21 protein-coding genes and 1 tRNA gene are annotated in these 20,318 nt (G+C 71.3%); 15 read left to right on the top strand and 7 right to left on the bottom strand.

The annotated features are described in order from the left end of the window. The first annotated feature begins 61 nt into the window (after positions 1-61). The 4 genes from ACPPVS_RS02535 (at position 62) to ACPPVS_RS02520 (ending at position 2,524) form a co-directional block, all read left to right on the top strand. Positions 62-280, top strand: coding sequence for a helix-turn-helix domain-containing protein (locus ACPPVS_RS02535; RefSeq protein ID WP_426594402.1), 219 nt, complete (start codon positions 62-64; stop codon positions 278-280). 276 nt (positions 281-556) lie between these two features. Beyond that, positions 557-1,390, top strand: coding sequence for a tyrosine-type recombinase/integrase (locus tag ACPPVS_RS02530; protein ID WP_426595865.1), 834 nt, complete (start codon positions 557-559; stop codon positions 1,388-1,390). A 268-nt stretch (positions 1,391-1,658) separates the two neighbouring features. Next, entirely contained in the window at positions 1,659-2,096 is a 438-nt protein-coding gene (locus tag ACPPVS_RS02525; protein WP_426594401.1) for a hypothetical protein, read from the top strand. Continuing rightward, entirely contained in the window at positions 2,093-2,524 is a 432-nt protein-coding gene (locus ACPPVS_RS02520; protein WP_426594400.1) for a cytotoxic translational repressor of toxin-antitoxin stability system, read from the top strand. Before ACPPVS_RS02525 ends, ACPPVS_RS02520 begins: the two co-directional genes overlap by 4 nt. Before the next feature lie 73 nt (positions 2,525-2,597). On the opposite strand, the gene ACPPVS_RS02515 is transcribed toward ACPPVS_RS02520, so the two are convergent. From ACPPVS_RS02515 to ACPPVS_RS02500, 4 genes are all read right to left on the bottom strand, one after another. Next, positions 2,598-2,981, bottom strand: coding sequence for a hypothetical protein (locus tag ACPPVS_RS02515; RefSeq protein ID WP_426594399.1), 384 nt, complete (start codon positions 2,979-2,981; stop codon positions 2,598-2,600). 435 nt (positions 2,982-3,416) lie between these two features. Further along, a tRNA-Arg gene (locus ACPPVS_RS02510) sits at positions 3,417-3,489 on the bottom strand. 320 nt (positions 3,490-3,809) lie between these two features. Then, complete coding sequence (locus ACPPVS_RS02505; protein ID WP_426594398.1) at positions 3,810-4,082, bottom strand: hypothetical protein; 273 nt, start codon at positions 4,080-4,082, stop codon at positions 3,810-3,812. Positions 4,083-4,171: 89 nt separating this feature from the next. Next, positions 4,172-5,038 (bottom strand): LPXTG cell wall anchor domain-containing protein, encoded by an 867-nt coding sequence (locus ACPPVS_RS02500; protein WP_426594397.1) that lies wholly within the window; start codon positions 5,036-5,038, stop codon positions 4,172-4,174. Positions 5,039-5,387: 349 nt separating this feature from the next. Between ACPPVS_RS02500 and ACPPVS_RS02495 the strand changes: the two genes are divergently transcribed. Beyond that, on the top strand, positions 5,388-5,867 hold the full coding sequence (locus tag ACPPVS_RS02495; RefSeq protein WP_426594396.1) for a VOC family protein: 480 nt from the start codon (positions 5,388-5,390) through the stop codon (positions 5,865-5,867). 2 nt (positions 5,868-5,869) lie between these two features. On the opposite strand, the gene ACPPVS_RS02490 is transcribed toward ACPPVS_RS02495, so the two are convergent. Then, the gene (locus ACPPVS_RS02490) at positions 5,870-8,524 is read right to left on the bottom strand and encodes a LuxR C-terminal-related transcriptional regulator (RefSeq protein WP_426594395.1); all 2,655 of its coding nucleotides are present in this window, start codon (positions 8,522-8,524) and stop codon (positions 5,870-5,872) included. 252 nt (positions 8,525-8,776) lie between these two features. On the opposite strand from ACPPVS_RS02490, the gene ACPPVS_RS02485 reads away from it, so the two are divergent. The 5 genes from ACPPVS_RS02485 to ACPPVS_RS02465 are packed head-to-tail and all read left to right on the top strand — an operon-like array spanning position 8,777 to position 11,979. Further along, positions 8,777-10,345, top strand: coding sequence for a phage tail sheath family protein (locus ACPPVS_RS02485; protein ID WP_426594394.1), 1,569 nt, complete (start codon positions 8,777-8,779; stop codon positions 10,343-10,345). 35 nt (positions 10,346-10,380) lie between these two features. Continuing rightward, positions 10,381-10,860, top strand: coding sequence for a phage tail protein (locus tag ACPPVS_RS02480; protein WP_426594393.1), 480 nt, complete (start codon positions 10,381-10,383; stop codon positions 10,858-10,860). After that, positions 10,857-11,345 (top strand): hypothetical protein, encoded by a 489-nt coding sequence (locus tag ACPPVS_RS02475; protein ID WP_426594391.1) that lies wholly within the window; start codon positions 10,857-10,859, stop codon positions 11,343-11,345. Before ACPPVS_RS02480 ends, ACPPVS_RS02475 begins: the two co-directional genes overlap by 4 nt. Positions 11,346-11,348: 3 nt before the next feature. Then, on the top strand, positions 11,349-11,522 hold the full coding sequence (locus tag ACPPVS_RS02470; RefSeq protein ID WP_426594390.1) for a DUF6760 family protein: 174 nt from the start codon (positions 11,349-11,351) through the stop codon (positions 11,520-11,522). Continuing rightward, on the top strand, positions 11,515-11,979 hold the full coding sequence (locus tag ACPPVS_RS02465) for a phage tail protein (RefSeq protein WP_426594389.1): 465 nt from the start codon (positions 11,515-11,517) through the stop codon (positions 11,977-11,979). Before ACPPVS_RS02470 ends, ACPPVS_RS02465 begins: the two co-directional genes overlap by 8 nt. Before the next feature lie 358 nt (positions 11,980-12,337). On the opposite strand, the gene ACPPVS_RS02460 is transcribed toward ACPPVS_RS02465, so the two are convergent. Both ACPPVS_RS02460 and ACPPVS_RS02455 read right to left on the bottom strand, forming a co-directional pair. Further along, complete coding sequence (locus ACPPVS_RS02460) at positions 12,338-14,134, bottom strand: hypothetical protein (RefSeq protein ID WP_426594388.1); 1,797 nt, start codon at positions 14,132-14,134, stop codon at positions 12,338-12,340. Positions 14,135-14,455: 321 nt separating this feature from the next. Next, positions 14,456-15,133 carry a hypothetical protein gene (locus tag ACPPVS_RS02455; RefSeq protein ID WP_426594387.1) on the bottom strand — a complete coding sequence of 226 codons (678 nt, stop codon included), beginning with the start codon at positions 15,131-15,133 and terminating at the stop codon, positions 14,456-14,458. A gap of 160 nt (positions 15,134-15,293) precedes the next feature. Between ACPPVS_RS02455 and ACPPVS_RS02450 the strand changes: the two genes are divergently transcribed. Genes ACPPVS_RS02450 through ACPPVS_RS02430 form a run of 5 tightly spaced genes read left to right on the top strand, consistent with a single transcriptional unit; the run spans position 15,294 to position 20,311 of the window. Next, the gene (locus ACPPVS_RS02450; protein WP_426594386.1) at positions 15,294-15,497 is read left to right on the top strand and encodes a hypothetical protein; all 204 of its coding nucleotides are present in this window, start codon (positions 15,294-15,296) and stop codon (positions 15,495-15,497) included. Next, complete coding sequence (locus ACPPVS_RS02445) at positions 15,497-16,180, top strand: LysM peptidoglycan-binding domain-containing protein (protein WP_426594385.1); 684 nt, start codon at positions 15,497-15,499, stop codon at positions 16,178-16,180. The genes ACPPVS_RS02450 and ACPPVS_RS02445 overlap by 1 nt, the downstream gene beginning before the upstream one ends. Next, positions 16,177-17,943 carry a phage baseplate assembly protein V gene (locus ACPPVS_RS02440; protein ID WP_426594384.1) on the top strand — a complete coding sequence of 589 codons (1,767 nt, stop codon included), beginning with the start codon at positions 16,177-16,179 and terminating at the stop codon, positions 17,941-17,943. The genes ACPPVS_RS02445 and ACPPVS_RS02440 overlap by 4 nt, the downstream gene beginning before the upstream one ends. Further along, the gene (locus ACPPVS_RS02435; RefSeq protein WP_426594383.1) at positions 17,940-18,365 is read left to right on the top strand and encodes a GPW/gp25 family protein; all 426 of its coding nucleotides are present in this window, start codon (positions 17,940-17,942) and stop codon (positions 18,363-18,365) included. The genes ACPPVS_RS02440 and ACPPVS_RS02435 overlap by 4 nt, the downstream gene beginning before the upstream one ends. Next, positions 18,365-20,311 (top strand): putative baseplate assembly protein, encoded by a 1,947-nt coding sequence (locus ACPPVS_RS02430; RefSeq protein ID WP_426594382.1) that lies wholly within the window; start codon positions 18,365-18,367, stop codon positions 20,309-20,311. The genes ACPPVS_RS02435 and ACPPVS_RS02430 overlap by 1 nt, the downstream gene beginning before the upstream one ends. Positions 20,312-20,318 lie beyond the last annotated feature (7 nt).

Genomic DNA, 20,318 nt, shown 5'->3' with positions numbered 1-20,318 from the left:
CCCCGATGGACCTGTGCTGGAGCGGTGGTGACCGATCCCAACCCATTGAAGGAGAACGACCATGACCACGACGTCGCAGTCCGAGATGAACACTCCGGCCGTCACGCCTCGTCGGCAGTACTACCGCGTCAAGGACGCCGCGGCCGTCCTCGGCGTGCCCGTGCGGACGCTGTACCACCTGGCCGAGACCGAGCAGATCCCGTGCCGACGGCTCGGGTCCGTCATCCTCATTCCGGCGACGTGGGTGGATCGGGAGCCCGCGCAGCCGCGCCGACGCTGATGTCCGTCACGCGGCGGGCGTTGCCCTCGGGCAAGGTGACCTGGCGCGCGAAGGTGTTCTTCGAGCACCGGGTCATCGCCGAGAAGTCGTTCCCGCGCAAGACCGACGCTCGCCGCTGGGAGGCCGACCAGCTGGTCAAGCTCCAGAGCGGCTCCTGGATCGACCCGACCCGCGGCCGCATCGCCTTCGGGACGTTGGCCGAGGAGTGGCAGGGCTCGCGGCAGCACCTCGCCGTGCGCAGCCAGGAGACGACGCAGTTCCTGCTTCGACTCCTACATCCTGCCCGGCATCGGCCGCCTGCCGATCGGAGTCATCTCCGCGACGGACGTCGAGCGCGTGCTCACGGCGATGACAAGTCGCGGCCTCGCGACCGCCACCCGTCGGCGCGCGCTCTCCGTGATCCGGCTGGTCCTCGACTACGCCGTGCGCGACCGACGGCTCACCGTCAACGTCGCACGCGCGATCCCGCTCCCGAAGGGCTCGACCAAGCGCGAGCCGCACTGGCTCCGGGCGGACCAGCTCGGCCGGCTCGCCGATGCCGTGCCGCCGCTCTGCCGGCCGGTCGTGCTGTTCCTCGGCCTGGCCGGCCTTCGGTTCTCCGAGATGTGCGCGCTGCGCGTCGACGACGTGGTCCAGACGCCCTACGGCCTCGGCGTCCGGGTGCACCGCGCCGCCCCGCAGTCGAAGCGGAGCAGCGCTGCCATCTTCGGCCCGACGAAGACGCACCAGACCCGCACCGTGCCGGTCCCGCCGACACTCGAGTCGTACGTCCGAACCCGGATCGAGGCCGTCCCGTCGGGCTCGTACCTGTTCCCCAGCCCCACCGGCGCGATCTGGACCAACACCAACTTCCGCGTCCGCTCACGCTGGACCGAGACGACGCAGGCGGTGGGCCTGGCCGGCACGACGATCCACGACCTCCGCCACACCGCCGCCTCGCTGCTCATCGCGGCGGGCGCCGACGTGAAGGCAGTCCAGATGATCCTCGGGCACGCCACCGCGACGATGACGATGGACCTCTACGGCCACCTGTTCTCGGAGGCACCGTGGGTTGCGATGGAACGCATGCCGATGTTCCCCGAGCCAGAGGCCAGCCCGCCAACGACCTAGTCTGCAAGTCCGGTATTGCGCCATCGTCCGAGTGGTCGCCTGTTCGAACTCCACGTCGATTTCACGGACCGTCCGCGGTCTCGACTAAGCGCCAGGCTCAGCCTGCAGACGCGGTGGCACCTGGGTGAACTGTGACGAACGACGCCAACTGGTCGAGCGCCAGAGGTGGCGTTCCAGATGGAACGCGCGTACGTTTCAACACGTTGTAGAGGACGTACAAGGTGTACACGATAGCAAATCGTCGCCGTCAAGATCAGCTGGAGTTGTTGTGTCTGTGCTCGAACTGCCCGCCACCGAAGCGCGCACCCGGTTCAAGGACGTGCTGGATGCCGCCGAAGGAGGCCGTGCGACGTCGATCGTGCGCGACCGCGTCCACTTCGCCGTCGTCGACGGCGAGCGACTCCGGTCTGCCCTCGCGCAACTTGTCGAGGCGGACGCGCGCCTCGTCGCAGAGGCGGGCGGCTGGTCCGCATTCCTGGTAGGTCGGCCGATCTCCGCGTCCGGGAACACGATCGAGGAGGCACTCGACGACCTACTCCTCGCCGTGCGCGAGTACGCCGAAGACTTCAACGACCACCTCTCGACCGTCCCCAACCACGCGGCCAACTGGCAGTTCGTTCAACTCGTCGCACTGTCCGACGATGATGCCCTCCGTGAGTGGCTCCTAGCAGACGCGTCCCGCCAGATCGACGTTCCGGTTCGGTGAGCGCCGGCCGGCGAATCGGCACAAGGGACGACCACGAGCGGTTCTGCGAGGTCGAAGGCTGGGAGTCGGTGCGTACCGCCCGCGGCAAGGTCACCGGCCATCACGCAACCTACGAGCTTGCACTGCCCGACGGTCGGGTCCTGCGCACTCGGATCTCACGACCCGTCGACGCGACGGTCTACGGCGTGAGCCTCTGGGATCACATCCTCAAAGACCAGCTGGATGTCACCGAGGACGAGTTCTGGATGTGCGCGAAGGACAGACAGCGCCCCGCTCGTTCCCCCGCATCGGTGGCTCCGGAGAACGCCCTGCCTATCGGTCTCGTGCTCGCCCTCAAGCGGGAGCTCGGAATGAGCGAGGACGAGCTCAAGAAGATCACGAAAGAAGACGCAGTGGCCCGACTGAACGAACACTGGGCGAAGGGCTGACACCGGTCGCTGTGCCGGCAACGCTGGCCGATCGGTGACGACCACCGCCTGGTGCGCCCTCACAGTCGCTCGTTCAGTCCGATCTCGTCTCGACCGAACCGACCGGCAAGGCGTCCTCACCGAGTTCTGCTCGCATGACCGTCATGAAGACCTGGATCGCATCACCCGCTCGAGCAAGATGATCGCCGAAGACCTTGTCCTGCTCTTCTGATGGTTTCCACGGCATGACGCCCATGAGTGCGCGCTGCCTGCTAGTCATGACCGTCGCCGCCTGCAGGTACTGCGAGGCGCTGGTGACGACGTCCTTCGCCGCCGACACCGCTCGCGGCGAGCCGCAGGCCAGGACTCCGGCCTGAGCGTTCAGCAGTGGCGTCAACTCGTCCGCCAGACGCCAAGCGAGGTCAAACGGATTGACCGCCTTGCGCAGGCGAATCAGGACTGAGATCGAGTCGTCCAAGCCGGACTGCACCTTGAGCACGCTTCGGAGGACTTGACCAAGAGTCAGGGTCCCGTGCGCGGCCTGGATGAGCCCGATGTACGCGGTACGGCGACGTTGTACGGACGCAGCTCGAGCGGCAGCGCGCTGTCGCTGAGCCTCCAGCAATAGGGCACCAAGTGTGGTAAGCAAGGCCGCCCCGAGCGCTGCGACGACCGGCACCCACAACGACATGCGATATCTCCGTTTCGGGTCCGTGTGACGCGCCGCAACCGTAGCTACGTCTTGTCACTCGAAGCGGGAGGCTCGGCGAAGCCTCACGGCGTCTAGCTCTGGCTACGGGAGGCGTAGGGCGGCATGAGTTGCTGACCACATGCTGACCACGAACCGGACATTGCGGTCACACCGACGGCATCGGTCGCACGCGACATCGCGCTGACCTGCAACAACACACTGTGCGCCTGGGCAGATTCGAACTGCCGACACCCGCTTTAGGAGAGCGGTGCTCTATCCCCTGAGCTACAGGCGCGAGGGACTGGGCTACAACGAGGGCAACAACTCCGCAGATTGTCCGAGGTGCTGCTCGCGCTGGTTGGGGAACCCAGTCTTGGCTGGTCGCAGCCCTCAACGAGAGGCCCGGCGACCGGTGGCAAGGCTACAGGAATGGGTTCGGCCGCCCGAGCGTGTGCCCGGGCGGCCGATCGACGGTGGTGCGGTTCAGTTGCATTCCCGTGGGTCGGAGGGGCTCGCGTCGAGTTGGCGCTGTCCAGGGCTAGAACCCGCTCTGTGCGAGCGGCCGACGGGCGCGACTGCACGGCTGCCTCTCGCCCGAGCGGGAGCCCTGCACAACTAGCCAGCGAGCAGACCCAGTTCGATCATGCTCGTGACCGTGTCGCGGATCGTCTCGCGCGCCGGGCGCGGCGACCAGCCCAGCTCCGACTTGGCCCGATCGTTGTGGATGGTGATCGGGGGGACCACGTCGCAAGGCACCTCCTCGGTCGGTGCCCGGGCTGCCAGCTCCGGGAACTCCTCGCGGAGGATCGTCGCCAGCTCGAGCCAGGACGTCGTCGGGTCGTCACTGAGCAGCAGGTAGCGCTTCCCCGCGGCCGCGGGCGTCGCCATCGCGAGCAGGTGTGCCTGTGCGTCGCTCTCGGGACCGGGAACCCCGAAGGCCGGCCGCGTTGGACGCGACCGGCCTTGAGAGGCTTCTCTTAAAGAACGGAGTGGGACGTGCTCTTGTCGTCCCGAGCATTGCGGCGAGCGACGACGATCAGGGAGCCACCGATCGCTACCGCGACCAGCCCGAGAGCTGCCAGCGCCGCCGCGTCCGAGCCGGTCGCGGCCAAGACCTCGCCGCTCTCCGGAGCGGTGGGGTCCTCTGCGGCCAGGACCTCCGTGATCACGACGCCCTCCGAACCAGGCGTCACGTTGGGAGTCGCCGGGTCAACCGGAGTCGCCGGGTCCGTCGGAGTCGCCGGGTCAACCGGGGTCGCCGGGTCCGTCGGGTCAACCGGAGTCGTCGGGTCCGTCGGGTCCGTCGGGACCGTCGGGTCCGTCGGAGTCGTCGGGTCGGTCGGGTCAACCGGAGTCGTCGGGTCCGTCGGAGTCGTCGGGTCCGTCGGGTCAACCGGAGTCGTCGGGTCCGTCGGGATCACCGGGTCCGTCGGGGTCGTCGGGTCGGTGGTGCAGACCGGCGGCTGGCCGCCCTCACCGAAGTGCTCGTTGAACAGCGACACCTGCACCCAGGTGATGCAGTACCCGCCGGGGAACGAGGCAGCGAACGCCGGGTGGTCGGACCAGGTGTAGACGGACTGCCCGATGTACCGCTTCTGCGGCCACAGGCCGTTGTCCGGTACGGCGTTGTGGACGTTGAACGTCACGGCACCGGAGCCGTCCAGCTGGGTCACGCGGTAGTTGATGTGCCCGTTGGCCTCGAACGTCACGCCGGCGGGCAGGGTCAGGGTCTGCGCGGTGACGGTGTAGGGCGTCGGGGCGTCCGAGCCGGCCGCGTTCGCGGCGGTCGGGACGAGGATCAGGGCGGCGGCGAGCGCGGCAGCGCCCAGGAGACGGAAACGCACGGGAGATCACGCCTTTCGGGCGTAGTCGGGTGGCGCGTCGGCGGTCGGCGCGACGCGTGGTGCAAAGAGGGGGAAGGGGGGCGACGAAGCGGCTGTCAGCCGCGTCGAGTCAGCCCGATGCGGCGGGCGTAGCGCGATGCCCGGTGTTCAGTAGTCATGTGGTTTCGCCTCCTCCGTATCGTTGTTAGGTCAAGGATACGTCAAAACTGGACGTCTGTTCAGTTCTGTGACGGACCACACGTACACAGAGCACGAGACGGTGTCGAGATCCTCGGATCGGCTCCGACCACCTCATGAAGCACGACGCACCGGCACAGGGCCACGCGTCGCTGACGACGGAGGCACCGAGATGAGCATCAGCCCGTTCCTGTGGTTCGACGACCAGGCCGAGCAGGCCGCCCAGCGGTACGTCGAGATCTTTCCCAACTCGCGGATCACGACCGTGGCCCGCTACCCCGAGGGGGCTCCGCAGCCCGCCGGCACGGCACTCACGGTGGACTTCGTGATCGACGGCCTCGAGCTGCAGGCGCTCAACGGTGGCCCGCAGTACCCGCACACCGAGGCGTTCTCGCTGCTCGTGAACGTGCGGGACCAGGCGGAGTGCGACCGCATCTGGGAGGCGCTGGTCGCGGACGGCGGCGAGCCCGGCTCATGCGGGTGGCTCAAGGACCGCTGGGGCCTGTCGTGGCAGGTGATCCCGGACGCGCTGCCGGCCCTGCTGAACGACCCCGACCCCGCCCGCGCCGGCCGGGCCATGAACGCGATGTTCACCATGAGCAAGATCGACGTCGCGGCCCTCCAGGAGGCGGCCGACGGCGTCGCGCGCTGAGATCAGCGCAGGACGACCGACAGACCCTCGCGCGAGTGGACGCCGGTCTTGGCGAACACCCGCGCCAGGTGGCTGTCGACGGTCCGCACCGACAGGGTCAGGCGCACGGCGATGGCGCGCGAGGTCATCCCGCCGGCGGCCATCGCGGCGATCTCCTGCTCGCGGCGGGTGAGCGCGACGGGCGCCTCCAGCGGCGGCAGCCACAGGCCGCAGCGGTTCAGGGCGCGCTCGGCGATGCGGATCAGGTCGGGGTCGCCGACGGCCAGCGCGGAGACGTGAGCGACGAGGGCCTCGCCGCGGGGACCGTCCACGGTCACGGCGAGCTCGCCGACGCGGTCCAGGACGGCGGGGTCCACCAGTCGGCCACGACCGTGCCGGTCGACGCACCGGTGCAGGGCCTCGAGCTCGACACGGTCGAGACCCGACGCGGCCGCCCACGACGCCAGGGACGCGGCCTCGGCGGCACCGCGCGGGTCCCGCATCCAGAGGAGCGCGTCGACGCGCAGCAGCCGGACCTCGGGCTCGAGACCACCGAACGTGCGCACGGGTGAGGCCTCGAGCGACGACAGCAGCACGCGGGCTGCGGAGCCGTCCCCGGACGCGGCCGCGGCGACTGCCTCGGCGGCCTGCGTGAAGACGGCCACCCCGCCGAGGTCGGAGAGCCCGAGCCGGTCGGACACGGCGTGCAGGTCGCTGCGGGCCGACGACCAGGAGCCGTGGGCGATGCCGAGCAGTCCGCGGGTCACGTGCGTGGCCGCCCAGTCGAGGGCGGGGTCGGAGCGCTTGATCAGGGCGAAGGCCTCGGCGGCGGCGAGGTCGCCTGACCAGAGCATGGACAGGAAGCTCGCGACGGCCACCTCGCCGACGGCCCACCGGTAGCTGTCGCGGTGCGCGACGGCCAGCTGCGTGTACCGGGACGCGATGCGGGCGGCGTCGGCGAAGCGGCCGGACTGGGCCAGGCCGAGGATCGTCGGGCAGGCCAGGGGCAGCGCCATGCCGCCGACGGACGGGGACAGCAGCACCGCGAGCGCGGCGTCGAGGTCGGCACGGCCGGCGTAGCCGAGGCGGGTCAGACGGGCCACGTCGAGCTCGCGTCGGCCGATCAGCGCGAGCCCGGGCGGCAGCCCGTCCAGCCACCACTCGGTCGGTCCGAACGCGATGAGCGCCTGGAGCAGGTCACCGTCCTGGTAGTGCGCGATCCCGGCCTGCATCGCGGTCGCGGCGACCATGAGCCGCACCGCGCGCGAGTCCGGGACCTCCAGGACGCGCACGCTGTCGACCGCCTCTGCCAGGTCCCGGGACGCCTGCGCCACGTCGTCCAGGTGCCACCAGGCGTCGGCCCGCTGCACCAGCAGCTCGATCCGGTGCACGTCGTCGATGAGGCCACGACGCAGGGCCGCGGTGACGATCCGCACGGCGGTGTCCGGCTGCTGCATCTCGAACGCGGCGTCGATGGCGGCGCGCAGTCGCGGGGCGTCGACGGGCATGTCGCAGTCGAGGGAGAGCGACACCGAGCGCACGAGCGCGGGTCCGCTGCGCTGACCGTCGTGCGTCAGCTCGGCGACGGCGAGCAGCACCTCGCGCCGCTGGGCGCGCGGGATGCCGGAACGGACCGCCTCGGCGTACAGCGCGTGGGCGAGGTCGACGAGCACGTCGCCCGAGCCTGCGACCGAGATGCGGGGGGTCAGGGTCACCAGGCCCACGCGGGTGAGCTCGTCGATGGCGTGCCGCGGCACCAGGTCGAGCAGCGCGCTCAACGGGATCGGGCAGGCCAGCGAGCCGACCTCGAGCGCGGAACGGGCGTCCGACGACAGCAGCGTCATGTCGTGCGCGACGAGATCCAGCAGCCGTCGCCCAGGCGTCGCCCGACCCGTCCACACCCACACCCCGTCGATCTGCCGCAGGGCGCCGCCGAGCCGGTCGGCGCGGACCACCTCCGACAGGTGGAAGGCGTTGCCGCCGGTCTCCGCCCAGACGCGGCGCACGGTGTCGATGGACACCTGCCCCCCGAGCTCCGCGACCAGCCAGCGCTCGACCTCGGCCAGCGTGAACGCCGGGACGTCGACGCGTTCGACCACGTCGTCCTTCCACAGCTCCAGCCACGGCGAGCCCGCGACGGCGGACGCACGAGCGGTCGCGACGAGCTGGACCTCGCCCTGCTGCACCATCCAGCCCAGGGCCTGCGCGCTGGCGGTGTCGAGCAGGTGGGCATCCTCCACCCGCAGCACGAGCGGTCCCCCGCGGGCGCGACCGCGCAGTGAGGCGGCGACGGCGTCGACGGTCCGCGCGACGCTGCCGAGCGAGACGAGCGCGTCGTCGCCGAGCAGCGGCTCGAGGGCGCCGAGCGGGATGCCGCCGCGGGCGGAGGCGCCGGAGATCGTCACGACGTGCGGGACGGCGTCGTCCTCGACGAACCGCAGGGTGGACAGTGCGGCCGTCACGAGGTGCGTCTTGCCCACCCCGGCGTCGCCGACGACGAGCACGGAACGTCCGACGGAGAGCTCGCCGCGGACCTGGTCCACGACGGGACGGGCGAGCATGGTGCGACGACGGCCGTGATGCGGCTGGACGACCGTCGGGAGCTTGGGGAGCGAGTACTCGTGACCGGCGGACAGTGCCGTCGCCGTCGTCGACGCGTGCTCGTCGCCTGCCACCATCGGTACCCACCTCGTGCACGACACAGCGTCGGACTCGTGTCTTCCGCCTGTGTGTCGGCACGTTACGGCTCGAACTTGAGCCCTTGTGCCGATTCGCACCTTATGGCCCCGGCGGGGGGTTTGAAAACCTCGGTAGCGATTACCGATGCCGGGTACTCAGGCGCGTCCATAGCGTGACCACGACACACCCGCGTCGCAGCGTCCCCGCGCAGGTCATGCCCGGGCGGGAGCGATCCAAGCTAAGGATGGCCAGTGCCCACATACACCGCGCCCGGCGTCTACGTCGAAGAGATCCCCTCGTCCCAGAAGGTCCTCGCTTCGGCGCCGACCGCTGTGGCCGCATTCGTGGGGTTCACCGAGCGAGCGCCCCAGGACGACCCCAACGACCCGCAGGGCCTCTCGCCCCGCCTGGTCACCAGCTGGAACCAGTACGAGGCCCTCTACGGAGGCTTCGTCGAGGGAGCAATTCTTCCCCTCTCCGTGTACGGCTACTTCCTCAACGGTGGCAGCCTCGCGTACATCGTCCGCATCCCGAACGCCGAGCCGTCCGGTGAGCCCGCTCGCCTGGCCCTGCCGGCTGCGGACCGCTCGCTCGGCCTGCCGATCGCGGTCGAGTCCGTCGAGCCCGACGCCAACCTGACCGTCGTCGTCGAGGCCACCGAGGTCGCCGACGACCACGAGGGGCCCGCGCCGTTCAGCATCACGATCGTCGACGGCGGCGAGGCCGTCGAGAGCTACGACGACCTCACGCTCGGTGGCCCGCGCGACGCTGCGACGGTCATCAACAAGACGTCGACGCGCGTCAAGGTCGAGGTCAAGCTGGCCGCCGACGTGGACCTGACCAGCCAGCTCGAGCTGCTCAAGCCCGGCGCGTACGCGCTGGAGCACGCCGCCGCCAAGCCGGTCCCGGTCAACGGCCGCAAGTTCGCCGGCTCGGAGTCTGCCCGTACCGGCATCGCAGGGCTGGCCATCGCCGACGACGTCACGATCGTCCTGGTCCCCGACCTGGTCACAGCCGCGACCAAGGCGGACGGGTCGCTCGACCTGGGTCTCTGGAAGGCCGTGCAGACGAGCCTCATCGCGCACTGCGAGCTGCACGCCAACCGCGTCGCAATCCTCGACTCGCCCCCCGGGCTCTCCCCGCAGGCCGTCAAGGAGTGGCGCACCGACACCGCGCAGTTCGACTCGGCGTTCGCGACGCTCTACTACCCCTGGATCAAGGTGGAGAACCCCACGGGCTCCAACGGCAACTCCGAGATCCTCATCCCGCCGTCGGGCCACGTGGCCGGGCTGTGGGCCCGGACAGACGAGTCGCGCGGAGTGTGGAAGGCCCCGGCCAACGACACCCTTCGCGGCGTCCTGGACGTCGAGCGGAACATCACGCAGGCCGAGCAGGGTGTCATCAACCCGCTGGGCATCAACGCGATCCGCCCGTTCGGCCAGCGCGGCATCCGGGTCTGGGGTGCGCGCACGCTCGCCTCGGACACCGACTGGACGTACATCAACGTCCGCCGCCTGTTCAACATGATCGAGTCGACGATCCTCGAGGGCACCCAGTGGGCCGTTTTCGAGCCCAACGACGTGACCCTGTGGGAAGGCGTCAAGCGCACGCTCAACGCGTATCTGCGGGGACTGTGGTCGGCCGGTGCGCTGTTCGGCGCGAGCCCGCAGGAGGCGTTCTTCGTCAACTGTGACGCGACGACCAACCCGCCGGAGTCGATCGACGCGGGCAAGCTCGTCGTCGAGGTGGGCATCGCGCCCGTCAAGCCGGCCGAGTTCGTCATCTTCCGCATCAGCCAGAACAAGCAGACCGCGTCCTGACGCACCCCGAACTCGCCCCTGACAGGAGCAGCTAGATGCCCAATGATCTGATCAACACAGACCCGCTCGTCTCGCAGAACTTCTTCCTCGAGATCGACGGCTCCGTCGTCTCCATCCTGAGCTCGGTCTCGGGGCTGGACATCGAGATGGAGGTCGTGACCACGGAGCAGGCCGGAGCCAACGGCAAGGTCCAGGTGGTCAAGACTCTCGGCAAGGCCAACAAGGCACCCGACATCTCCTTGACCCGCATGGCGCCGCCCGACATGTCGCAGGACAAGCTGTGGGGCTGGTTCAACGACATCCGGGACAAGGGCATGAAGGTCAGCGACCGGACGGGCAGCCGCAAGAACGGCTCGATCGTCATGTACGACTCGAGCAACGCCGAGGTCGCCCGCTTCAACTTCACCAACGGCTGGCCGAGCAAGATCGCGACCGACCAGCTGTCGGTGGAGTCCAACGACCCCGTCAAGGAGACCATCACGCTCATCGTCGAGTCTCTCGCGCGGGTGAAGTGAGCCTCAAGACCCGCTACGAGTTCACGCTCCCTCGGGGGTACGTGGACCGCAACGGCGGACTCCACCGAGACGGCGTCATGCGGCTGGCAACGGCGCGCGACGAGCTCGAGCCCCTGCGCGACCCCACGATCAGCGGCCCGGACGACCCGCGGCTCACGATCGTGGTGCTCGCGCGGGTGGTGGAGACGCTGGGGTCGCTCGACATGGTCACCGCGAACGAGATCGAAGGTCTCTTCGCGGCCGACCTGGCGTTCCTGCAGGACTTCTACGGCGTGATCAACTTCGGGTCGCAGGAGGAGTTCGACGAGTTCATCGCTGCACAGCAGCAGGCCGGACCTCTGCCCGGGTCGGCGCCGGAGCCAGTCGCTCCGGCGCCGGCTCCGGCGTCGGCTCCGGCCCCGGAGACCGCTCCTTCAGACGGGCCTGGTCCGACGTATCGGGCCGGCCGCGCGTCGATCGAGGAGATCCGGACCGAGGCTCGGTAGCTCATGCTGCGCTACCCCTCCGAGGCGCTCTGGCAGGAGATCGCGTTCCTCGCGTACCACCTGCACTGGCCCCTCAACGAGCTGCTCGACCTCGAGCACCTCGACCGCGTCCGGATGGTCCGCGCCGTGTCGGCCATGAACGCGCGAGCGTGGGAGGCGGTGAGAGAGAGTGCCTGAGACGCCCCTCGGAGGTGACCTACCCGTCACCTCCAACTTCGTGTTCGAGGTCGACGGCGTCGAGATCGGCCACTTCCAGGAGGTCAGCGGCCTCCAGCTCACCGTGAGCACCCACGAGTACATCGAGGGCGGTCAGAACCAGTACGTCCAGCAGTTCCCGGGCGTCATCCGCTGGCCGCACCTCGTCTTCAAGCGCGGCCTGGTCGACTCGGACGCGCTGTTCACCTGGGTGGGCAAGTCGTCCGGCGAGGGGTTCGCGGGCAACCAGAACAAGGTCACGCGTGCCACGGGTGCCGTCACCGTCATCAGCAGCAGCGGGACGCGGCTCCGCGCATGGGAGTTCGAAGGCGTGTTCGCCGTGGCCTGGAGCGGCCCGACCCTCAGCACCGCGTCCTCCTCGGCGCTCACCGAGACCCTCGAGGTCGCGCACAACGGCTTCCGGGCGAAGACGCTGTGACCGAGCCGTCCGCGTCGGTCGCTGCGTCGGCCGGCGACGATCCCCGCACCCGGCTCGGCCGCGCGATCGGTGTGCGCCTGCGCCGCCCCGGACCCGCACTCGGCCACCCCAGGCCGGCCCCGATCGGGTCGCTGGCCTCGTCGTCGGTGCGCTTCTCGACGGGGTACGGGCGCTCCGTCGCCGTCCGCCGCGCCCTCGCCGGTCCGGCCTCCACGATCTCCGTCGCCTCACGCTCCGACTCCATCCAGCCGCCCCGCTGGTGGTCCGACGTCTCGGCCGTGCGCTCCGCGGCACCGGACGTCGAGCCGCGACCCCGGGGTCTGCCGCGCATGCTCGACCGCGTGCCGTCCGAGTCCAGCTACCGGCCCGGCGGCACGCCCTCACGCCTGAAGCCGCAGACCATCAATGTCCGGCCGTCGGAGGACGTGCGTGCCGCCGGCCGCATGCCCGACTCTCGTGTGGTGCGCACTGTGCACCGCACGACCCGCGCGGCGGACCCACCGGCACGACCGGGGAACGACGGGGGGTCCGGACGAGCGTCGTCCACCGGTGACCGGACTCCCTCTGCCTCGGCGCTCCCCGCGGGTCCCGTTTCTCCCGGTTCCGCGTCTGCGAACGCGCCCGCGCCGTCCGGCCGGCTGCTGCGGCGTCGCGCCCTGGCGACCGCCACCGCGGATGCCCGCCGCGCCGCAGCCGCGCCCGCGTCGGCCCGGGCCGCGACGCCCCGTCCTTCGGCTCCGGCCTCACGGCCCGCTCCGGCTTCGGCTGCGGCCCACGTTCCTGTTCCGACGACGTCAGCGCCCTCGCCCGCGGCGGTGTCCTCCGCGATCCCGATCCGTCGCTCGCCGTTGCCGTCGCCTCCGTCCTCCGCCCCGGCAATCTCGTCACACGCCGCTGCGTCGTCGACCCCCGCGTCGTCGACCCTTGCGTCGTCCCCCACCGCGGCGTCGCCCTCTGCCGCGGCGGCGACGTCTGCACGGCCGGCCGGCCCGACCGGTCCGACTCCGAGCACTGCGGGTGTGCCGTCGGTCGGCTCGAGCCCGGCACCCGCCACACACGCGACGTCCCCCGCGACCGGCCCGTCGCCGTCGGGCGCCGCCGGTCCGACCGGTCCCGCGGATGCGGCGACGGCCGCGTCCGTCGTGCGCCGGTCGACCACGGAAGGGCCGTCCAGCACCTCGGCCGGGGTCACCCACACCGACCGAGCCACTGCCACAGCCGCCGGCGCCGGCGCGGTTGCCTCCGGTTCCGCCGGGGCCGACTCCACGCCGGGCTCTGCGGTCACGGGCGCCGGTCCGGGTGAGCTCTCGGATGGAGGCCGGTCATCGGGGTCCGTCGCCGGCACGTCACCGTCCCCGGCCGCGACCCGCCTGCACTTCGGGGGCGCGTCCCTCGGCGGGAGCGGCGACGAGCCCATGCCCGCGCCCGCGCACCGACCGTTGGCCAGCGCGGTCCGTCGCACGCTCGCACGGCCGCTGTTCCGGCCGAACAGCACCCTGTCGGACCCGACCCTGCGCGTCCGTCGCTCGGTGGCGCCGACGTCCGCCGCGGTGGCCGCCGTGGCGGCCGACTCGGCAGCCGCAGCCGCGTCGGCCGCTGCCGCCGCAACACGGTCCGCATTGACGGGCTCGGCCTCGCGACCGGCAGCCGCATCGTCGTCGGCCGCGACGGGATCCTCGTCTGCCCAGGCGGCACCCATGTCTGCGCCGACTGCGTCGTCGGGCACCGCTCGCGTCGCTCCGGCCAACCCGACCGGTCCGAACAACACGGTGCTGTCGAGCACCCCGATCGGCCGCCACGTGTCCGGGTCGTCGGCGGGCAGCGCCTCGAGCCCCACCGGCTCGTCGGGCGCCGGATCGTCGTCAGCTCCCTCGTCGACGACCACGTCGTCCTCGACAGGCTCGTCAACCGCAGGCTCGTCGAGCGCCGGACCGACCGGGGCGCCGTCTGGAAGGAGCTCGTCGAGCAGCAGCTCCTCCCCCGCCGGATCCGTCTCGTCGCCGGCCGGCTCGTCCTCGTCGCTCGGCGCCACGACCAGCGGGTCGAGTGCGACCAGTGGGTCGGGCGCGTCGGCGACGCCTGTGCGTCGATCGTTCGCGGGCTCGCCAGGTGCCGACCCCGCAGGGGTGGCGGCATCGGAGACTGTCGCGGGCATCGACCTCACGTCGGGCAACCCGGGGCTCGCCGGATACCTGCCGGGCACCGGCCACCGGCGCAGCGGGCACGGGCACATGCGGGCGTCGTGGCCAGGGCTGGGCATCGAGCGGTCGACGGTCCGCCGCGCCACCCGCGTCCCGGGCGCTTCGTCGTCGATCGCGGTCGGCGACCATCGCGGCAGGCTCGCTCCGCCCACGGGCGCCGCGGCCGCCTACGCATCCGCCCAACGTTCAGCCGCTGCCTCGTCTTCCGACGCCCATGCCTCCTCGTCGTCCGGCGGGACGGCTGCCGCCCCGCGTGCCGAGCTGGCCGGACCCGGCTACGCGCTGCGTGCGATGTCGCCCGTGCCCATCCGGACCGCCAGCGGCGGTGCCACCTCGGCGCTGTCCGCCGCCGCGCCGGTTCGCCGCAGGGTCACGAGCTCGGGTTCGGGCGCCGCGAGCACCGCGGGCCCCAGGGATTCCCGCTCGTCGGGAACCTCGAGCACGACGCCGAACATGAGCGCGACCCTCGCCACCAGGGCGCAGGCCGGCACCAGCGCCGCCGGAGCCAGAGCGTCCGGATCCGCCGCGTCCGGAACCAGCGCGCCGGGGGTCGGCGTCTCCTGGTCGAACGGCGTCCCCACCATGAGCCGCGCGGGCGCGACGGGCGCTGGCCTCCCGACGGTCGGCCTCCCGCCGGGCGGCGCGATCCGCCGGTCGACGTCCAAGGACGTCGGAGCCACCCACGCGTCCACCGCGACCCCCCGCGCCCCCGGCACGAACGCCTGGTCCCCGGGCACGGCTTCGACGGGCTGGCCGGCGGCGATCGGCGGCCTGACCGCTCCGCCGCCTCCGCGACCGGCCAGCGGCGCCAACCCACCGCGCCTCCCGGACGCCTGGAACGTGCTGCCGCCCCGGACGGTCGTGCGCCGCTCGCCGACGACCGGCGAGCCGTCCGCGCCGAGCTCGAGGGCGGCGGACGCCCTGGCGACCCGGACCTCAGGTGGCTCACGCACGGCACCAGCGAAAGCCACAGGCACCGGCAGCGGCACACCCGCCGGCCCCATGACCTTCGGCGCACCGGCCGGTTCGCGAACCGGGCCCATGACCTTCGGCGCTCCCGCCGGCACGCCGCACATCGTGCGACGCTTCTTCGATGGGGAGGGAGGACCTGACATGAGCGCGGACCTCGACTTTGCCCAGTTCGACAACTCCGGGATCGACAGGACCGCCGGTGTCGGCGAGCCCACCCCGGGTGGGGGCGGCGGCGGCTCGTTCGGCGGCGAAGAGTTCCGCATCGCTGTCCTGAAGATCATCGAGGACCGGCTCCAGGAAGAGACCGAGCGTCGCGCATGGCGCCGCGGGTCGGAGGTGTTCTGATGTCGTCGACCACCCCCGCACCCGCCGCGCCCTCGAGCCAGAAGGCATTCCTCGAGACCGAGGACGGCACCCGGGTCTCCTGCCTGTTCAACCCGGCGCAGCTGAAGATCAGCCGGAGCAACACCTGGTCGGGCGCGCCCCTGGCGGGCCGCGGGGTTACGCGCCTGCGCTACACGGGTGCGAACTCGGGTGTGCTGCGCGTGGACCTCTTCTTCGACACGACCGACACAGGCACGGACGTCAGCACCCACACGGGCAAGATCGTCTCGCTCATGGACGTCGACCCGAGCCTGCCCGGCACCGACGAGTCCAAGCACAGCACGCGTCCGCCGTACGTGACGTTCCACTGGGGCGACCTGCACTCGTTCAAGGCGGTCATCGCGCAGCTCGAGCTCACGTACACGTACTTCTCGAGCACGGGCGTGCCGCTGCGCGCGACGATGGCGCTCGTCCTGCGCCAGTACGAGGAGTCCCAGGCGTTCGGGCGCCAGAACCCGACGTCCGGGACGCCGCGACCGCACCGGGTGCACCGCGTGCAGCCCGGCGAGACGCTCGACCGCATCTCGGCGCAGTACTACGGCGACTCGACGCGGTGGCGCACGCTCGCCGCCGCGAACTCGATCGCCGACCCGCTCGCGCTCAAGCCCGGCTCGATGCTGTCGATCCCGAAGCTCGACTCATGACCAGCCCGCTCCTCGAGTCCGACGGGGTGGTGCGGGTCGACATCACGTCCGAGGGCCAGGCGATCCCGGAGACCATCCAGATCACGCGCGTGCGCGTCCAGCGCGGTCTGCGGTCGGTCGGTCGGTGCACGATGACGTTCCTCGACGACGGATTCACGCTCGTCGCGGCCGGCACGTTCAACATCGGCAAGAAGGTGACGGTCTCGGCCGGGTACGGGGACAAGACCGACCCCGCGTTCGAGGGCAGGGTCACGTCCGTCACGAGCGAGCTGGACTCGGGCGCGGGTCTCACCCTGACCGTCGTCGTCCAGGACGGCGGCTACGAGCTGATGCGGAACACCGACGTCGAGTCGTTCACCAACGTCGCGCTCGGGGACATCGTCAGGTCGCTGCTGCAGGCGGCGGGCCTGACCGCCGGGACGATCGACCTGCCGACGACGCCCGTGAAGTACGCGCTGCGCAACGACACCGCCCTGGGCATGATCGACGAGATCGCCCGGCGAACGGGACGCGACTGGTCGATCCTCGGCGACACGTTCTCGATGTGGCCCGCGGCCACCGGCAGCTCCCCGGGGGCGCAGGCCGTCTCCATCACGATGGGCATGGACGTCATCTCGTTCGCGGCCCGTCAGGTCGGCGACGGCGCCACCTCGGTCACCGTCCGCGGCTGGGACCCCGTCGCGCAGTCCGCCGTGGTCGGCACGGCCAACACGCCGACCTCGCGGGCGGGCTTCGACGCGACGACGGGCGGCGGGACGAAGTACACCCGCGTCGACGCCCGCGCGGCGACCCGGTCGCAGACCGACGCCACGCTCGCGGCGCAGGCCCTCGCCGCGCGCACGGGGCGGGTCACCGCGACCGGCTCGTGCCAGTATACCGCGATGCTGGTCCCGGGCGGGCGCCTGATCGTCAACGGTGCCGGGCCCTCGAACGGGAACTACTACATCCGCGAGGTCGACAACGTGTGGATGGACGGCAACGCGATCTCGCGGTTCGTCGTCGGCGACCGCGACCCCGTGCAGCTCTCGGACCCGTGGGAGACCACCGCCCCGGTGTCGAGCTTCCGGCGCAGCGGGCTGGCCGTGGGGGTCATCGACAACGTCGTGGACCCCGAGAACCTGGGACGTGTGCGCGTCTCGCTGAGCACCGCCTCCGACCAGCTCTCCAGCGCGTGGGCCCGGGTGCTCGCCATCGGCGCCGGCGCCAACCGCGGCCAGGTGGTCATCCCCGAGGTCGGCGACGAGGTCCTCATCGGCTTCGAGGACGACGACATCACGCGTCCGGTGGTGCTCGGCGGCCTCTACGGCAACAAGTCGACCACGCCCACCGCCGCGGCGGTCGACCAGAACGGCGCCGTGGTGACACGCGCGCTGACCTCGCGCCTCGGGCACACCCTGACCATGAGCGACGGCACGACGCCCGCCACCCAGTCGGTCGAGCTGGCCCTGGCCGGGCTCGACCACTCGCTGAAGATCGGCAAGGACCGCGCCGACCTCAAGGTGCCCGCAGGCGTCCCGCTCAAGATCACGGTCGGCTCGGCGTTCATCGAGTTCGACGGCAACGGCGGCATCACGATCGACGCCACGAAGATCACGATCAAGGCGTCGACCAAGGTCGCGGTCAGCGGCGCCGACGTCGAGGCCACGGCGACGACCGGTCTGAAGCTGCAGGGCACGCAGGCCTCGTTCAAGGGCACCGGTATGGGCGCTGTCGAGGCCGGCGGCATCCTGGAGATCAAGGGAGCGATGGTGAAGATCAATTGAGCGAGATCGCCGCCAGCCCTCCGACGTCGGACTTCGTCGGCCGCGGGTTCGCCTGGCCCATGAGCGTGGACCACACGGGCTCCATCGCGCTCACCGCGCAGGGTGGTGACCTGGAGGACTCGATCCGCATGGTCCTGCTCACGGCGCCCGGCGAACGGCTCATGCGACCGCAGTTCGGCTGCCGCATCTGGGACCTGCTGTTCGAGCCGGTCAACGCCAACCTCATCGGCCTGATCAGCCAGGCCGTCCGTGACGCGCTCGCGCAGTGGGAGCCGCGGATCGAGGTCGACGCGGTCACGCCCGTGCAGGACGAGAACAGCTCCGGCATGGTCCGGATCGGCATCGCCTACCGCATCCGCGCGACGAACGACAGGCGCAACCTGGTCTACCCCTTCTATGTGATCCCCCGCGAGGACGCCTGATGCCGCTCGACCCGCCGAACCTCGACGACCGCACCTTCCAGGACATCGTCGACGAGACCAAGCGCCTCATCCCGCGGTTCACGCCGGAGTGGACCAACCACAACGTCTCCGACCCCGGCGTCGCTCTCATCGAGCTCTTCGCGTGGGTCAGCGAGATGGTCCTGTACCGCGTCAACCAGGTGCCGGACCGGATGTACGTCGAGTTCCTCAACCTGGTCGGCATCGAGCCGTTCCCGCCGTCCGTGGCGCACACCGACCTGACGTTCTGGCTGTCCGCCCCCGCCGAGCGCATCGTCCGCGTGCCCACCGGCACCGAGGTGTCGACCGCGCTCGGTGACGCCGACGCGATCGTGTTCAGCACGTCCGCCGAGGGCGTCGTCGGTCCCCCGAGGCTCGTCGCCGCCTACACCTCCGACGCGGCCCTCGTCGCGACGAACGACGTGTGGGAGGACCTGACGCTGCCGGGCCAGTCGGCCGTGTGCTTCCCGTCCACGCCGCTGGTCGAGGGCGACGCGCTCTACCTGGGCACCCAGGAGTCGCTGGCCGGCTACGCGGTGCGCCTCGACCTGGCCGCCCGCGCCGAGGGCATCGGCGTCGACCCGCTGAACGCGCCGATCATCTGGGAGGCCTGGAACGGCGAGGCGTGGATCAAGGCGATCGTCGAGTCCGACGGCACCGGCGGCCTGAACAAGCCCGGCTCTGTCGTCCTCCTGGTGCCGGAGCGGCACGAGTCGCTGATGCTCGGCGGAAAGCTCGCGCACTGGCTGCGGGTCCGGCTGCTGCGGCCCAAGCCCGGTCAGCCCACGTACCAGGCGTCGCCCCGGATCGCGTCGATCGCGCTGCACGCCATCGGCATCACCGTGCCGTCCGAGCACGCGCACGCCGAACCCGCCGAGATGCTCGGGCGCTCGACCGGCGTGGCCGCGCAGGTGTTCACGGTCGCCGTCGCACCGGTGGCCGAGCGACGCGGCGAGGAGCACGTCATCGTCGTCGACCGTCGCGGCACCCAGGTGTGGACCGAGGTGCCGGACTTCTCGGCGTCCGGCCCGGACGACACGCACGTCGTCTGGGACTCGAACACGGGCGAGATCCGGTTCGGGCCCACCATCCGGCACCCCTCCGGCGCGCCACGGCAGCACGGCGCGATCCCGCGCGACGGGGCCGAGATCCGCGTGTCCGGGTACCGCACCGGCGGCGGAAACGCCGGGAACGTCGGCGTGCGTACCCTCACGGCCCTGCGCACGGCACTGCCGTTCGTCGCGTCGGTCACCAACCTGCTCCCCGGCAAGGGCGGTGTCGACGCCGAGACGGCGGCCGAGGCCAAGGTCCGCGGACCCCTGACGCTGCGCACGGGCCAGCGCGCCGTGACGGCGTCGGACTTCGAGGCGATCGCCCGGCAGGCCTCCATCGAGGTGGCGCGCGCCCGCTGCCTGCCCGCGTCGCAGACGGGGTCCTCGGTGGTCCGCGTGCTCGTCGTGCCCCAGCTGCACAGCGACCCGCGCACGCACCAGCTGGACGACTTCGCCCTGCAGCCCGAGCTCTTCGACGCGGTGAAGTCGGCGCTGAACGAGCGTCGGATGGTCGGCGTCCCGCTCGAGCTGGGAACCCCGTTCTACCAGGGTGTGAGCGTCGCCGCGCTGATCAGGGCCCTGCCCGGCAGGCCGGCGACGATGGTCCGCCAGCGCGTCGTCGACCAGCTGACCCGGTTCGTGCACCCGCTCACCGGAGGGCCCGACGGGGCCGGCTGGCCCTTCGACGCGACCTTGACGGCCGCCGCGGTGACGCAGGTGATCGAGGCCGTCGAGGGGGTGCTGGCGGTCGACGAGCTGCAGCTGTTCGAGTACGACCTGCGCAACGGGCGTCGCGTCGGTGGCGGCCGCGAGTCCGTGCCGCTGAAGAAGTACGCCCTGTTCCTGTCGGCGGACCACCGGGTGGTCGTGCGATGAGGGGCCA

This window comes from Cellulomonas sp. McL0617 (assembly GCF_049994875.1).
In the GTDB taxonomy this organism is placed as follows: Bacteria; Actinomycetota; Actinomycetes; order Actinomycetales; family Cellulomonadaceae; genus Cellulomonas.
The sequence above is the reverse complement of the archived record's forward strand: the minus strand, read 5'-3'. Positions and strand labels throughout refer to the sequence as shown.

What these genes read in the sequence shown, in the direction of transcription:
- ACPPVS_RS02535 (WP_426594402.1), top strand. Translation starts at nt 62, where the DNA reads ATGACCACGACGTCGCAGTCCGAGATGAACACTCCGGCCGTCACGCCT.
- ACPPVS_RS02505 (WP_426594398.1), bottom strand. Translation starts at nt 4,082, where the DNA reads ATGGCGACGCCCGCGGCCGCGGGGAAGCGCTACCTGCTGCTCAGTGAC.
- ACPPVS_RS02495 (WP_426594396.1), top strand. Translation starts at nt 5,388, where the DNA reads ATGAGCATCAGCCCGTTCCTGTGGTTCGACGACCAGGCCGAGCAGGCC.
- ACPPVS_RS02490 (WP_426594395.1), bottom strand. Translation starts at nt 8,524, where the DNA reads ATGGTGGCAGGCGACGAGCACGCGTCGACGACGGCGACGGCACTGTCC.
- ACPPVS_RS02480 (WP_426594393.1), top strand. Translation starts at nt 10,381, where the DNA reads ATGCCCAATGATCTGATCAACACAGACCCGCTCGTCTCGCAGAACTTC.
- ACPPVS_RS02470 (WP_426594390.1), top strand. Translation starts at nt 11,349, where the DNA reads ATGCTGCGCTACCCCTCCGAGGCGCTCTGGCAGGAGATCGCGTTCCTC.
- ACPPVS_RS02460 (WP_426594388.1), bottom strand. Translation starts at nt 14,134, where the DNA reads ATGCCCGCGACAGTCTCCGATGCCGCCACCCCTGCGGGGTCGGCACCT.
- ACPPVS_RS02450 (WP_426594386.1), top strand. Translation starts at nt 15,294, where the DNA reads ATGAGCGCGGACCTCGACTTTGCCCAGTTCGACAACTCCGGGATCGAC.
- ACPPVS_RS02445 (WP_426594385.1), top strand. Translation starts at nt 15,497, where the DNA reads ATGTCGTCGACCACCCCCGCACCCGCCGCGCCCTCGAGCCAGAAGGCA.
- ACPPVS_RS02440 (WP_426594384.1), top strand. Translation starts at nt 16,177, where the DNA reads ATGACCAGCCCGCTCCTCGAGTCCGACGGGGTGGTGCGGGTCGACATC.
- ACPPVS_RS02430 (WP_426594382.1), top strand. Translation starts at nt 18,365, where the DNA reads ATGCCGCTCGACCCGCCGAACCTCGACGACCGCACCTTCCAGGACATC.